This window comes from Halospina sp. K52047b (genome assembly GCF_008709855.1).
Taxonomy (GTDB): Bacteria; Pseudomonadota; Gammaproteobacteria; order Pseudomonadales; family Oleiphilaceae; genus Halospina; species Halospina utahensis_B.
Map to the genome: position 1 here is coordinate 99,064 of NZ_VYJH01000012.1, position 14,108 is coordinate 113,171.

13 protein-coding genes and 2 tRNA genes are annotated in these 14,108 nt (G+C 63.5%); 12 read left to right on the plus strand and 3 right to left on the minus strand.

Annotated features, from left to right (window positions below; translation table 11 throughout):
* Nucleotide 1: 1 nt before the first annotated feature.
* Genes prmC through hemA form a run of 3 tightly spaced genes read right to left on the minus strand, consistent with a single transcriptional unit; the run spans nucleotide 2 to nucleotide 3,284 of the window.
* A complete protein-coding gene (prmC, locus tag F3089_RS13670) occupies nucleotides 2–850 on the minus strand; it encodes a peptide chain release factor N(5)-glutamine methyltransferase (protein ID WP_151441339.1) in 849 nt (282 codons plus the stop codon).
* Nucleotides 847–1,938, minus strand: coding sequence for a peptide chain release factor 1 (gene prfA / locus F3089_RS13675; protein ID WP_095617655.1), 1,092 nt, complete (start codon nucleotides 1,936–1,938; stop codon nucleotides 847–849). Before prfA ends, prmC begins: the two co-directional genes overlap by 4 nt.
* Nucleotides 1,935–3,284: a glutamyl-tRNA reductase gene (hemA, locus tag F3089_RS13680; RefSeq protein WP_151441340.1), complete on the minus strand. Its 1,350-nt coding sequence runs from the start codon at nucleotides 3,282–3,284 to the stop codon at nucleotides 1,935–1,937. Before hemA ends, prfA begins: the two co-directional genes overlap by 4 nt.
* A gap of 144 nt (nucleotides 3,285–3,428) precedes the next feature.
* Between hemA and F3089_RS13685 the strand changes: the two genes are divergently transcribed.
* The 12 genes from F3089_RS13685 to F3089_RS13740 all read left to right on the plus strand — a co-directional run bounded on the left by F3089_RS13685 (nucleotide 3,429) and on the right by F3089_RS13740 (nucleotide 14,063).
* Complete coding sequence (locus tag F3089_RS13685; protein ID WP_192497388.1) at nucleotides 3,429–5,237, plus strand: tetratricopeptide repeat protein; 1,809 nt, start codon at nucleotides 3,429–3,431, stop codon at nucleotides 5,235–5,237.
* Nucleotides 5,237–5,872: a lipoprotein insertase outer membrane protein LolB gene (gene lolB, locus F3089_RS13690; protein WP_151441342.1), complete on the plus strand. Its 636-nt coding sequence runs from the start codon at nucleotides 5,237–5,239 to the stop codon at nucleotides 5,870–5,872. The genes F3089_RS13685 and lolB overlap by 1 nt, the downstream gene beginning before the upstream one ends.
* Entirely contained in the window at nucleotides 5,869–6,717 is an 849-nt protein-coding gene (gene ispE / locus F3089_RS13695) for a 4-(cytidine 5'-diphospho)-2-C-methyl-D-erythritol kinase (protein ID WP_151441343.1), read from the plus strand. Before lolB ends, ispE begins: the two co-directional genes overlap by 4 nt.
* A 19-nt stretch (nucleotides 6,718–6,736) precedes the next feature.
* Nucleotides 6,737–6,811: transfer RNA gene (locus tag F3089_RS13700), tRNA-Gln, on the plus strand.
* Between the two features lie 55 nt (nucleotides 6,812–6,866).
* Complete coding sequence (locus F3089_RS13705) at nucleotides 6,867–7,823, plus strand: ribose-phosphate pyrophosphokinase (RefSeq protein WP_151441344.1); 957 nt, start codon at nucleotides 6,867–6,869, stop codon at nucleotides 7,821–7,823.
* Between the two features lie 113 nt (nucleotides 7,824–7,936).
* The gene (locus F3089_RS13710; RefSeq protein ID WP_151441345.1) at nucleotides 7,937–8,593 is read left to right on the plus strand and encodes a 50S ribosomal protein L25/general stress protein Ctc; all 657 of its coding nucleotides are present in this window, start codon (nucleotides 7,937–7,939) and stop codon (nucleotides 8,591–8,593) included.
* 21 nt (nucleotides 8,594–8,614) lie between these two features.
* Nucleotides 8,615–9,205, plus strand: a complete 591-nt coding sequence (gene pth / locus F3089_RS13715; RefSeq protein ID WP_151441346.1) for an aminoacyl-tRNA hydrolase — start codon at nucleotides 8,615–8,617, stop codon at nucleotides 9,203–9,205.
* Nucleotides 9,206–9,243: 38 nt separating this feature from the next.
* Nucleotides 9,244–10,335: a redox-regulated ATPase YchF gene (ychF, locus tag F3089_RS13720; RefSeq protein WP_151441347.1), complete on the plus strand. Its 1,092-nt coding sequence runs from the start codon at nucleotides 9,244–9,246 to the stop codon at nucleotides 10,333–10,335.
* Nucleotides 10,336–10,521: 186 nt separating this feature from the next.
* Entirely contained in the window at nucleotides 10,522–11,637 is a 1,116-nt protein-coding gene (ald, locus tag F3089_RS13725) for an alanine dehydrogenase (protein WP_151441348.1), read from the plus strand.
* 40 nt (nucleotides 11,638–11,677) lie between these two features.
* The gene (locus F3089_RS13730) at nucleotides 11,678–13,033 is read left to right on the plus strand and encodes an alanine/glycine:cation symporter family protein (protein WP_151441349.1); all 1,356 of its coding nucleotides are present in this window, start codon (nucleotides 11,678–11,680) and stop codon (nucleotides 13,031–13,033) included.
* Nucleotides 13,034–13,135: 102 nt separating this feature from the next.
* A tRNA-Met gene (locus F3089_RS13735) sits at nucleotides 13,136–13,212 on the plus strand.
* Nucleotides 13,213–13,265: 53 nt separating this feature from the next.
* Nucleotides 13,266–14,063 (plus strand): undecaprenyl-diphosphate phosphatase, encoded by a 798-nt coding sequence (locus F3089_RS13740; RefSeq protein ID WP_151441356.1) that lies wholly within the window; start codon nucleotides 13,266–13,268, stop codon nucleotides 14,061–14,063.
* Nucleotides 14,064–14,108 lie beyond the last annotated feature (45 nt).

Consider the following 14,108-nt stretch of genomic DNA (forward strand, 5'->3'; position numbering starts at 1 on the left):
GTCACTCCTCCCAGCGTCCGCCGCTCACCCGGGGATTACCCGTCAGGTCGCGCTGCATGAAACAGTCCCGGAAGCCCGCTCCCGCGAGCAGCTCCGCCACGGCCTCCGCCTGGTCGTAACCGTGCTCCAGAAGCAGCCAGCCGCCCGGGTTGAGCCGGTCGGGCCCCCGCGCAATCAGTGGCCGGATCACATCCAATCCATCCGCGCCAGCGGCCAACGCCCCCCGGGGTTCATAACGCAGATCCCCCTGGGCGAGATGCGGATCATCCTCAGGGATGTACGGCGGATTGGACACGATCAGGTCCCAGTATTCGCCCTCGAAAGGTGCCAACCCCTCCCCTTCCACGAAGGCCAGGTTCAGCCCAAGGGCCCGGGCATTGGTTGCTGCCACCACCATGGCCTCACTGGAAGTCTCACTGGCCGTGACCTGCCAGCCTGGGCGCTCCCGGGCCAGCGCCAGGGCCACAGCACCGCTGCCGGTACCCACGTCCAGAACCCGCGCCGACTCCGGCAGCGGGCAGGCCAGCGCTGCCTCCACCAGGGTTTCGGTATCCGGCCTGGGGATCAGGGTATCCGGGGTAACCGTCAGGGGCAGAGACCAGAATTCACGTTCGCCGGTGATGTAGGCCAGGGGCCTGCCACCGGCACGGGCCGCCACCAGGCTGCGGAAGGTCTCGGCATCGTCGTCCCCGACCAGGGCCTCAGGCCAGATGCGGAAACGGCTTGGACTGCAGTCGAGCTGGTGAGCCAGCAACATGCGGGCCTCGCCCCACGCATTGGGAAGGCCGGCGGCTTCAAGGCGGCACGCGCCATCATCCAGCAGCGCGTCGACCCGATCCGGCCCGTTCATGCCGATTCGGCTCCAAGGGCCGCCAGCTGGTCGGCCTGGTGTTCCTGCTGGAGGGCTCCAATGACCTCCCTCAGGTTGCCCTGGATCACCTCGTCCAGCCGGTACAGGGTCAGGTTGATGCGGTGATCGGTCACCCTGCCCTGGGGAAAGTTGTAGGTGCGGATGCGTTCCGAACGATCCCCGCTGCCCACCAGATTGCGCCGGGTATCGGCCTCCTCGGCGGCACGCCGGTCCTGCTCCATCTGCTGGAGGCGGGACTGGAGAAAGCTCATGGCCCGGTCCCGGTTCTTGTGCTGGGAGCGCTCTTCCTGGCACTCGACCACCAGGCCGGTGGGCAGGTGGGTGATACGGATGGCCGAGTCCGTGGTGTTCACGTGCTGACCGCCAGCACCAGAGCTGCGGAAGGTATCCACCCGAAGGTCGTTCTTGTCCAGGGTCACGTCCTCGGGCTCGTCCACCTCGGGAAGCACGGCCACGGTACACGCCGAGGTGTGGATGCGGCCCTGGGATTCGGTCTCGGGCACGCGCTGGACGCGATGACCACCGGATTCAAAACGCAGCTGCCCGTAGACGCCCTCACCTTCCACCAGAGCGATCAATTCCTTGTAGCCGCCATGCTCGCCAGGGCTCTGGCTGAGCACACTCACCCGCCAGCCCTGGTTCTCCGCGTAACGCGAATACATGCGGAACAGGTCACCGGCAAACAGAGCCGCCTCGTCACCACCGGCACCGGCACGGATCTCCAGGTAGGCATTGTTGCGCTCATTGGGGTCGCGGGGGAGCATCAGGGTCTGCAGGGAGGTCTCAAGCTCTTCCAGCCGCTCGCGCCCACGGCGCAGCTCGTCTTCCGCCATTTCGCGCATATCCGGGTCACCGTCGTTCTGCAGTGCCTCGGCTTCGGCCATGTTCTCCTTAACCTGCCGGTATTCCCGGTAGGTCTCAACAACCGGCTCGATCTCCGCGTATTCACGGGAAAGGTTACGGAACTGCTTCTGGTCACCAATGGTGGCCGGGTCCGCCAGCAGCGCACTGATCTCCTCGTGGCGCTCCACCAGCTGGTCGAGGCGCCGCGCGATGGATTCCTTCATGATGGGTTCCGGGTGCTGGACTCGGTTGGAGAAACAGACGTGTCCTGGGGTGACCGTTCACCGGCGTCGGCGTCCCCGGTCTCCCCGGAGATGGGCTCCATGCCGTGGAGTTCACGCAGCCAGTCGGTCACCTCAACACGCCCTTCGGCGGTGGCCTTGCGAACCTGCACGGTGGGATGGTGCAGGAACTTGTTGGTCAGTGTCCGTGCCATGCTGCGCAGCAGGGTTTCAGGATCACCCCCGGAGGCCAGTGATCGCAGGGCCTTGTCCAGCTCCGCGTCACGCACCGACTCCACCTCGCCACGGAACTGCTTGAGCGTGGCCACGGCATCCAGGGCCCGCAGCTGATACATGAACCCCGAAGCACCCTCCTGCACCAGGTGTTCCGCCTCCTGCGCCGCCCCTTCACGGGAGCGCCGGTTCTCCTCGATCACGCTGTGCAGGTCGTCCACGGTATAGAGGAAGATGTCATCCAGCTCGCCCACCTCCGGTTCAATGTCCCGGGGTACGGCCAGATCCACCATGAAAATGGGCTTGTGCTTGCGCCTGCGGATCGCATGCTCCACCGCGCCCTTGCCGAGGATGGGCAACTGGCTGCCGGTGGAAGCGATCACGATATCCGCGCCCGGAAGCTCATCCGGCACAGCGGAGAGGGAAACCGCTTTACCCTCAAAACGTGATGCCAGCTGTTCCGCCCGCTCGATGGACCGGTTGGCCACGGTCAGATCCCGGATGCCGGCCTGGGCAAGATGCTGCGCCACCAGCTCCACGGTCTCGCCGGCGCCAATCAGCAGGGCCGACTTGCGCCGCAGGTCGGAAAAGATGTGACGTGACATGGATACTGCCGCGTAAGCCACCGATACCGGGTTCTCACCGATCGCGGTATCCGTGCGCACACGCTTGGCCACCGAGAAGGCATGCTCAAACAGCCGGGAAAGGATGGTGCCCGTGGTACCGGCGGCGTAGGCCTGGTTGTAGGCCTCCTTGAGCTGGCCCAGAACCTGGGGCTCACCCAGCACCATGGAGTCCAGCCCACAGGCAACCCGCATCACATGCTGGGCGGCGTGCTGCTCCTCATGAACGTAGACGCACTCCTCGAAGCTGGCCGGCTCCACGTCCAGCCAGGCGCCCCACCACTCCACCATTGCCTGGCGGGTGATGTGTTCGTCGCCGACCACGTAGAACTCGGTGCGGTTGCAGGTGGACATGACCGCGAGCTCATGCACCCCGGGCAGCTGCAGTGCATTCTGCAGCGCCGGTGCCATTTCACTCTCCGGAAAGGACACACGCTCGCGCTTTTCCACACTTGCCGTGCGGTGGTTGATGCCCAGGACCCACAACGCCATAGACTGGTATTCAGCCCCCTCTGAATGTACGCTGCCCAGTGTAACGATCGACGGGCCTCAGTGCTACTGATACGCCTGTACGCACTTGGGCGTAGAGGCCGGGCTGTGCCATTATTGGAAGCCTTTCACCGCAGTGGATTAGAGATGCAGAAACTCGCCTGGTTCCATGTCCCCGCCCTTGCACTGACCCTCATCCTCGGGGGCTGCTCCGGCCTGGCCACCGATCCCGGAGAGGGGGACACTGCCCGCGAAGAGCAACCCGCCGACTCCCCTGACAGTGGTACGGATGACACCACAGAGGAATCCGTGGAATCCGCGGTCATGGATTCCGAGGAGATCGAGTACCGGGATTTTCCGCCCGATGTGCTCTTCGCCCTGTTGAGTGCCGAGCTGGCCGCCCAGCGTGGCCGTTACGACGTCACGCTGATGAACTACGCCCAGTCCGCTGCTGATACCCAGGACCCCGCGGTGATCCGCCGGGCCATGCAGATCGCCCAGGCGCTGGATGCCACCAACGCCCAGCGCCAGATCGCCGAGGTCTGGCTCAAGAAGGAACCCAACCATCCCCAGGCCCTGCGCATTGCCGCACTGGCGGAACTGCGCGAAGGCAACCTGGAGCAGGCGCTGTCCTACATGGAAAAGCTCCATCAGCAGGGCGGCGAAGCCCAGTTCGACACCCTTGCCAACCAGGCGCGCGCGCTCCCGGCCGAACAGCAGCAACAGATGCTGGATCTCTACGGGCGGATGCACGAACGCCACCCCGACGCCACCGCCATCACCTACAGCCTGGCGCTGCTCAACGACAACACCGGCAACAGCAAGCGTGCCCTGGCGCTGACGGAATCCCTGGTAGCGCAAGAGAGCAACTACCAGCCCGCCGTGACCCTAAAGGGCAAACTGCTCTATGACCTGGATCGGGGCGAGGAGGCGATCGACTACCTGCGCGAGCAGGCCCGGCGCTTCCCGGACAACCGTCGGCTGGGCACCCTCTACGCCCGTGTTCTGGTCAACGAAGGCAAGCTGCAGGCCGCGGAGGACGAATTCGAGGCCCTGATGGATCGGTTCCCCGAAGCCACTGGCCTCAAGCTCTCACGGGCCCTCGTGGCACTGGAGAACGATCACCCCGATACCGCTGAAACACTGCTCAATGAACTCCTGGCGGAAGGGGTTCACACCAACCAGGCTCACTTCTATCTGGGCCGGCTGGCGGACAGGCGCGACAACCCCAACGAAGCGCTGCACCATTACGCCCAGGTGCAGGGCGGCAACCATTTCTTCCAGGCTCTCGCCCGCGCCAGCTACATCCGGGCCGAACAGGGTGAGCTGGAGGCGGTGCGCAGCAACCTGGAGAACCTCCGCTCACGCCTGCCGGGCCAGAGCGCCCGACTATGGCAGATGGAGATCAACCTCCTGCTGGATCTGGGGGCGCCGGAAAAGGCTCTGGACGTTGCCAGTGATGCCCTCGAACAGACCCCGGACAACACCGAAATCCGCTACACCCGCGCCATGCTGCGCGAGCGCACCGGCAACATCGAGGGCATGGAAGCCGACCTCCGCCAGGTGCTCGAGGCGGAACCGGAGAATGCCGTGGCCATGAATGCGCTCGGCTACACCCTGACAGTGCACACCGAGCGTTATGAAGAGGCGGAAAAGCTCATCATGCAGGCGCTCGAAATGGATCCCGACAACCCGGCCATCCTCGACAGCGCCGGCTGGATCCACTACCACCGGGGCCAGCACGAGAAAGCCCTGGACTATCTGGGCAGGGCCTATGAGCGCCTCCAGGACCCGGAGATCGCCGCTCACCTCGGTCGGGTGCTGTGGGCCGTGGACCGCCGGGAAGAAGCCCGCACCCTGTGGCGCCGCACCCTGGAGGAAGCGGACAGCACGGAGGCACTGAAGCCGCTCCTCGACATTCTTGAGGAACTGGACCTCGAACCGGAGACCCTGTAATGAAACAGGCCCAACGCCTGCTCGGCATGGTGGTTCTGGGGGGGCTTCTCCAGGGCTGCATGACCGCGCCGCCGGCGCCAGCCCCTGATGACAGCCTGACCCGCGCACAGCCGGAAGGCTGGCAGGCCCGCCAGGCCGAACTGCGCACGCTCAACCAATGGACACTCCAGGGCAAGGTGGCGGTGCGCCATGAGCAGGGCAACGACTCCGCGTTCATCCGCGAGTGGGTCCAGAACGGTGATCAGTTCCTGATCGAGATGTCCTCCGCCTTCATGGGCATGGGCAGCGTGCGCCTGGAAGGTTCCCCCACCTTCCTCACCATCACGGACTCCGATGGGCAACAGTACCTCTCCGACGACCCGGACGCCCTGATCCGCGAAACCCTGGGCTGGTCGCTGCCGGTGGAAGCCCTGTACATCTGGGTGCGCGGCCTGCCACTGCAGGACAGCCCGGCCGATGTCTTCTTTGATCAACAGGGCCGGATCAGTCATCTGCGCCAACAGGGCTGGGAAATCCATTACAGCAACTATGCCACCCTGGCCGGCGTTGAGGCAGTACCGCACAGCCTCACGGCGACGCGTAACGACCTGCGCCTGCGGCTGGTCATCACCCGGTGGACGCCTGAATCCCCATGACCCCCCTGGACCTGCCCGCCCCGGCCAAACTCAACCTCTTCCTGCACATTACCGGGCGCCGGAATGACGGCTATCACGAACTCCAGACCCTGTTCCAGTTCCTGGACCACAGTGACCGGCTGCGGATCACCCCCCGTAATGACGGCCTGATCCGGGTGCATGGCCCGGAGTGGCTGGAGCCCGGTGATAACCTCATCACGCGCGCCGCGGAACGCCTCCGGGCACGCACCGGCACTGGCCTGGGCGCCGAGATCGAACTGACCAAGATCCTGCCCGCCGGCGGTGGTCTGGGCGGCGGCAGCTCCGATGCGGCCACCGCCCTGGTGGGCCTCAACCACCTCTGGGAAACCGGACTGAGCCGGCCACAACTGGCCACCCTGGGTCTGGAGCTGGGGGCCGACGTGCCCGTGTTCATTCATGGTGTTGCCGCCTGGGGTGAAGGCGTGGGCGAACAGCTCACCCCGGTTGTGCCCCCCGAACACTGGTATCTCGTGCTGGTTCCGGAGGTCGAAATCAGTACCGCAAAAATCTTTGGTCATCCCGACTTGACACGGGACACCCCGAAACGCAGAATGCGCACCGCTTTTGAGGGTAGCGACGGGTTCCGAAACGACTGCGAACCCATCGTGCGTCAGCTTTACCCGGCCGTGGACCAAGCTCTTGAATGGCTTGGGGAATACGGTGAAGCCCGGCTCACGGGCACAGGGGGTTGCGTTTTCTGTCCTTTCGAGACACAATCCGCAGCCATTGACGCACACGCGGAGAAACCCTCAGGCATCAACGGTTTCATCGCCCAGAGCAGAAACCGGTCTCCACTGTACACGCAACTGGGTGAACTGGATTGATGCCGGATAAACGATCAGATGGGGTGTCGCCAAGTGGTAAGGCAGCGGGTTTTGATCCCGTCATTCGCAGGTTCGAATCCTGCCACCCCAGCCATCTTCCCCCTTCCGAACCGCACGAACGCTCAGACGAACCGCAGAGGGATTCAATCGTGTCCAACCTGATGGTGTTCGCGGGGAATGCCAATCCCCGACTGGCCCGCAATGTCTCAAAACGCCTGAATATCCCGCTCGGTGACGCCACCGTCGCGAAGTTCAGTGATGGCGAAACCACGGTCGAGCTCAACGAGAATGTACGTGGCCGTGACGTCTTCATCCTGCAGTCCACCTGCGCCCCGACCAACGACAACCTGATGGAACTGCTGGTCATGGTGGACGCCCTGCGCCGCGCCTCGGCAGCACGCATCACGGCCGTTGTGCCCTACTTCGGGTACGCGCGCCAGGATCGCCGCCCACGTTCCAGCCGGGTCTCCATCACCGCCAAGCTGGTGGCGGACATGGTCACCAGCGCCGGTATCGACCGCGTTCTGACGGTCGACCTGCACGCGGACCAGATCCAGGGCTTCTTCGACATCCCGGTGGACAACATCTACGCCACGCCGGTGCTGCTGGACGACATTGAGCGCCAGCACATCAACGAGGACTACGTGATCGTTTCCCCGGACGTTGGCGGCGTGGTGCGGGCCCGTGCCATCGCCAAGCTGCTGGACGCGGACCTGGCGATCATCGACAAGCGCCGTCCGCGCGCCAACGACTCCCAGGTCATGCACATCATCGGTGATGTAAAGGACAAGACCTGCATCCTGGTCGACGACATCGTCGACACCGCCGGCACCCTGTGCAAGGCCGCCAATGCCCTCAAGGAGCATGGCGCCAACAGCGTGCGCTCCTACATCGTGCACCCGGTTCTCTCCGGTCCCGCCATCGACAACATCCAGTCCTCGCGCCTGGATGAACTCGTCGTCACGGACACGATTCCGCTGAGTGACAAAGGCGCTCAGTGTGATAAAATCCGCTCCCTCGATATGTCGGGCCTGCTTGCGGAGTCCATCCGCCGGGTCTGCAACGAGGAATCCATCAGCGCCATGTTCGACTACAACATCGAGTGAATCGGTGCCGTGGTCGCGCGGCGTTATTGACTGTTAACCAGCCCCAAGGGCTGATTCGAACCGTCCACGGACCAGAGCCTGGTCGCGGGCCCCGTGGATGCCCAGGAGGAACCATGGCACAAGAATTTGAACTTGAAGCATTCCAGCGCGACGTCAAAGGGAAGGGTGCGAGCCGCCGCCTGCGTCGCGTTGAGCGCAAGATCCCGGCCATCGTCTACGGCGGCGAAGGCAAGGATCCGATGCCGATCACGCTCTGGCACAATGACCTGAAAAAGGCGATCGAGAACGAAGCCTTCTTCACGCATATCATTTCCCTGAGCATCGACGGCAAGAAGGAAGACGTGATCATCAAGGATCTTCAGCGTCATCCCTACAAGCCGATCCTGACCCACGCGGACTTCCAGCGCGTCGAGAAGGGCCACAAGATCAACGTCACGGTCCCGGTCCACTTCCTCAATGAGGAAAGCGCGCCGGCGATCAAGCTTGAGGGCGGTGTCGTCTCCCACGACGCCATGGAAGTCGAAGTGACCTGCCTGCCGGACGATCTGCCCGAGTACCTCGAGGTGGACATGAACGAGGTGGCACTCGAGCAGATCGTGCACCTGTCGGACCTCAAGCTGCCCAAGGGCGTCGAGATCGTTGCCCTGCAGCATGGCGAAGACCACGACCAGCCGGTTGTCTCCGTGCACAAGCCCAAGGGCAAGAAGGCCGAGGAAGCCGGCGGTGGCGGCTCTGCCGACAGCGACGAAGAGGAAGGCGGCGAGGAATAAGCCGCCCGTTCAGGCCCCGCTATGGCATCCGACGTGGTCAGGCTCATTGCCGGGCTCGGCAACCCCGGGCCCAAATACGCCGGAACCCGCCACAACGCCGGGGCCTGGCTTGTGGAGATGCTCGCCCGGGAAGCCGGGCAGCCCCTGCGTGAAGAGCGTAAGTTCCTGGGTTACCACAGCAAGGTGATCTGGCAGGGGCAGGATCTCCACCTGCTTTTCCCCACGACCTACATGAACCACAGCGGCCGTTCCCTGAAGGCGCTGAGTGACTTCTTCCGTATCCCACCCGAATCCATACTGGTTGCCCATGACGAGCTCGACCTGCCCCCCGGCACGGCACGGTTCAAGAAAGGCGGTGGCCATGGTGGCCATAACGGGCTGCGGGACATCATCAGCCATCTGGGCAGTTCGGACTTCCACAGGCTGCGCGTGGGCGTGGGTCATCCCGGCGACAGCAAGCAGGTCATCAACTACGTGCTCAGTAACGCCGGCAAGCGGGAAATGAACGCGATCGAGGCGGCACTGGACGAAACCGTGCGCGCCCTGCCGGACGCCCTCCGGGGAGACTGGAGCACGGCCATGAACCGCCTGCACGCGTTCCGTCACGAGTAACCATCATTCATCACGAACTCCGTTAAGGATCACAGGCTATGGGATTCAAATGCGGCATCGTTGGGCTGCCCAACGTGGGCAAGTCCACGCTTTTCAACGCGCTGACCAGCGCCGGCATCGACGCCGAAAACTTCCCCTTCTGCACCATTGAGCCCAACGCCGGTGTGGTCTCCGTCCCCGACCCGCGTCTCTACCGCATCGCGGAGATCGTCAAGCCGGAGAAGACGATTCCCACGACCATGGAATTCGTCGACATCGCGGGTCTGGTCTCCGGCGCTTCCAAGGGTGAAGGCCTGGGCAACCAGTTCCTGGCCAACATCCGCGAGACCGAAGCCATTGCCCACGTGGTGCGGTGCTTTGAGGACGAAGACATCATGCACGTCTCCAACAGCATCGACCCGGCATCGGACATCGAAGTGATCAACACCGAGCTGGCACTGGCGGATCTGGCGACCATCGAGAACACCACCAAGAAGACAGAGCGCGCCGCCAAGGGTGGCGACAAGACCGCCAAGGCCCAGCTGGAACTGTTCGAGCGCATCAAGCCGGTACTCAACGAGGGCGATCCGGTACGCTCCATGAATCTGTCCGAGGACGACCAGGCGCTGATCCGCGAACTGCACCTGCTCACGGCCAAACCCACCGTCTACATCGCCAACGTCAACGAGGACGGCTTCCAGGACAACCCGCACCTTGATGCGGTGAACGCCATTGCTGAACGCGAAGGCGCCGGGGTGGTCGCCATCTGCAACAAGATCGAGTCCGAGATTGCCGAGCTTGAGGATGAGGAAAAGACCGAATTCCTCTCCGAGATGGGCATGGAGGAACCGGGCCTGGACCGCGTGATCCGCGCCGGATACAACCTGCTCGGCCTGGAGACCTACTTCACCGCCGGTCCCAAGGAAGTCCGCGCCTGGACCTTCCCCACCGGCTCCACGGCGCCCCAGGCCGCCGGCGTGATCCACACCGACTTCGAGCGTGGCTTCATCCGGGCCGAGGTTGTCAGCTACGACGACTTCATCGCCTACAACGGCGAGCACGGTGCCAAGGAAGCCGGCAAATGGCGGCTGGAGGGCAAGGAGTACATCGTCCAGGATGGTGATGTCATCCACTTCCGCTTTAACGTCTAGCCCCGTCCACCGGGTCTGACAGCATACTCGTTGTCAGCCCCGGTAAACGCACCCCCTGCCAGTCAGCCTTTTCTTTTCCGCCATTCCTTGCATTCCCCATCGCTATAAGCTTGATTTGGCAGAGACATTGCTTATGCAGATGCACTAGCATGAACGCTCGCACACAAGCCATCCGAGGACGACGACATGCAGATTGGGGTCCCGAAGGAGATCAAGAGCCAGGAGTTTCGGGTTGGGCTGACACCGGAGGCGGTCGGGGAACTGGCAGCAAACGGGCATTCCGTGTACGTGGAGACCGGCGCCGGCCAGGGTATTGACGCCAGCGACGAGCACTACCAGCAGGCAGGCGCCCATATACTGCCCCATGCTGAGGCAGTATTCAGCAAGGCGGAACTCATCGTTAAGGTCAAAGAGCCCCAACCCAGCGAATGTGAGCTGCTGGGACCACAGCACATACTGTTCACCTACCTCCACCTGGCACCGGATAAGGCGTTGACCGACGCCCTCATGAACTCTGGTGCCACCTGTATCGCCTATGAAACCGTTACGGATGACCAGGGCCGCTTACCACTCCTGCGCCCAATGTCACAGGTAGCCGGTCGGCTGTCCGCCCAGGCGGGAGCACAGGCTCTGGAGAGCATCTTCGGGGGCCGTGGCCTGCTTATGGGAGGTGTCCCCGGGGTGATGCCAGCCCGGGTAACCGTCATTGGCGGGGGCGTGGTTGGGCAGAACGCCATCCAGATCGCGCTGGGCATGGGCGCGGAAGTCACGGTTCTGGATCGCAGTCCGGACGTCCTCGAGCGCCTGTCCCATCAATTCGGGCCAGCCCTGAAAACGCTCTATGCCACAGGAACCAGCCTGGAAGCGGCTGTTCTGGACAGTGACCTGGTAATCGGCGCTGTCCTTGTCAGTGGCGCCGGCGCTCCCAAGCTTGTTACGCGTGATATGGTCAAGCGGATGAACAGCGGTGCGGTGTTGGTGGACGTCGCCATCGATCAGGGCGGCTGCTTCGAGACCAGTCAGCCCACGACCCATGCCGACCCCACCTACGTGGTGGATGGTGTCGTCCATTACTGTGTGGCCAATATGCCAGGCGCCGTTCCCAGAACGTCCACACTGGCTCTCACCAATGCCACATTGCCACATGTCCTCAGCCTCGCTGACCAGGGCTGGCGCGAGGCATTGCGGGCGGACTCCAACCTGCGCAATGGCCTGAACGTAGCGGATGGCGTACTGACCTGCGTTCCGGTGGCACAAAGCCAGGGGCGGAGCGCCACCTCCCCTGAAGACATACTCGGCTGAAGCCGTCATTCCCATAGAAAAACCAGAACTGGAGGACTGCATGGAAACACTAATGAGCGCACTGGAGAGCATAAGCAGCGTCGTGTGGGGACCTGCGATGCTGGTTCTGCTGCTCGGCACCGGCCTCTTTCTGACGCTGGGGCTGCGCGGCATGCCCATACGCCGCATCGGTTACGGCTTCAAGCAAATGTTCCTGGGCCGGAGCTCCCAGGAAGAAGGCGAGATCACCCCTTTCCAGGCCCTTTCCACCAGCCTGTCCGCAACCATTGGTACCGGTAACATCGGCGGTGTGGCCACAGCCATTGCACTGGGCGGACCGGGCGCCGTGTTCTGGATGTGGATGACGGCGCTGGTGGGCATGGCCACGAAGTACGCGGAGGCCCTCCTCGCCGTGAAGTACCGCGAGGTTGATGAAGACGGGCGCTACGTCGGCGGGCCCATGTACTACATCAAGAACGGCCTGGGGGCCCGCTGGCACTGGCTGGGTGTCCTGTTCGCCTTCTTTGCCATGGTGGCGGCTTTCGGGATCGGTAACACTGTGCAGGCCAACGCCGTGGCGGATGTGGTCGAAGCCAACCTGTCGGTACCCCCATGGGTGACCGGAGTGGTACTGGCCGTGTTGGTGTTCCTCGTGATCATCGGTGGTATACGCCGCATCGCCCACCTCACCGAAAAGGTGGTTCCGCTGATGGCCGTGATCTACATCCTGGGCGCGCTTGCCGTCATCCTCTGGAACCTGCCCGAGGTTCCCGGCGCACTGGCAAACATCGTCACCGGCGCGTTCACTGGAACGGCGGCCACTGGCGGGTTCGCAGGTGCTGCTGTATGGGCAGCGCTGCGCTTCGGTGTGGCACGTGGCGTGTTCTCCAATGAGGCCGGCCTTGGCTCCGCCCCCATCGCGCATGCGGCGGCACAGACCAACAGCCCGGTACGCCAGGGCACCGTGGGCATGATGGGGACCTTCATCGACACCATTGTGGTGTGCACCATGACGGCCCTCGTGATTGTGCTTACCGGGGCATGGGAAACCGGCGAGTCAGGCGCGGCCCTGACCTCCATGGCCTTCAACCAGGGCATCCCTGGCGGTAACTGGGTGGTCACCTTCGGCATGATCTTCTTCGCCTTTACCACCATCGTGGCCTGGAGCTATTACGGCGAGCGCAGTGCCGAGTTCCTGTTCGGCGTCAAGGTGATCATGCCTTACCGTTACCTGTGGGTTGTCCTGCTGGTGCTGGGCGCCGTGGCCAACCTGGAGCTGATCTGGCTGATCGCGGATGTGCTCAACGCCCTGATGGCCATCCCCAACCTGATCGCACTGCTCGCCCTCTCCGGCACGGTATTCGCTGTTACCCGGGAGTACTTCGCCAAAGAGGGTGCTGAAGGTCATTCAGGCTGATCGGCCGTTCTGGCCACAATTCCCGGGGTGCCTTGACACCCCGGGGAAAAATCCAGAGAATACGCGCCTCAACGCCGAAGGTCAGGCGTTGGACGGGTTTGCGGCAAGGTAGCTCAGTTGGTTAGAGCACGGCACTCATAATGCCGGGGTCGGCGGTTCGAATCCGCCCCTTGCTACCAGTATTCAGAAAGCCGCAGTGAACGCTGCGGCTTTTTTTATGGGTCATCACGCCATGGACCTCTGGCAGATCATCGTACTGGCCATTATCCAGGGCCTGACGGAATTCCTTCCGATCAGCAGCTCGGCCCATCTCATTCTCCCCTCAGCGGTGCTCAACTGGCAGGATCAGGGCCTGGCCTTCGACGTGGCCGTGCACGTGGGCTCACTCTGTGCCGTGCTCAGCTATTTCCGCCAGGATGTGTTCCGCATGGGTAACGCCTGGGTACGGGATACCGCCCAGCGGACCGTCACCGAAGACAGCCGGCTGGCCTGGGCGGTCATCCTGGGCACCATTCCCGCGGGCCTGGCCGGTCTGCTGCTCAACGATTTTGTTGAGGACGAACTCCGCTCAGGCTGGGTCATCGCCGCCACCACCATCGGCTTCGGCCTGCTGCTCTGGTGGTCGGATGCCGCCGGTTCGCGCCGGCGCCAACTGAGCAGCGTTACGCTCAGGGATGCCCTGCTCATTGGTCTCGCCCAGGCCCTGGCACTGATCCCGGGGACCTCGCGCTCCGGCATCACCATCACCGCCGCCCTCTTACTGGGCCTGCGGCGGGAAGATGCGGCGCGCTTCTCCTTCTGGCTCTCCATCCCGCTGATCACGGCCGCCGGTGCCCTCAAGACCCTGGAGCTCATCGAACAGGGCGGCGCCACGGACTGGCACGCCATCGCCTCGGGCACGCTGCTCTCGTTCATCAGTGCCCTGCTGTGCATCCATCTGTTCCTGCGCTTCCTGGAGCGGATCGGGCTCATGCCCTACGTCATCTACCGGCTGGCCCTGGGAGCGCTGCTGATCCTGGTTCTCTGGTGATGGATTCCGATTAAGATCCCTAAATGGGGGTGAATACGCGGCGTT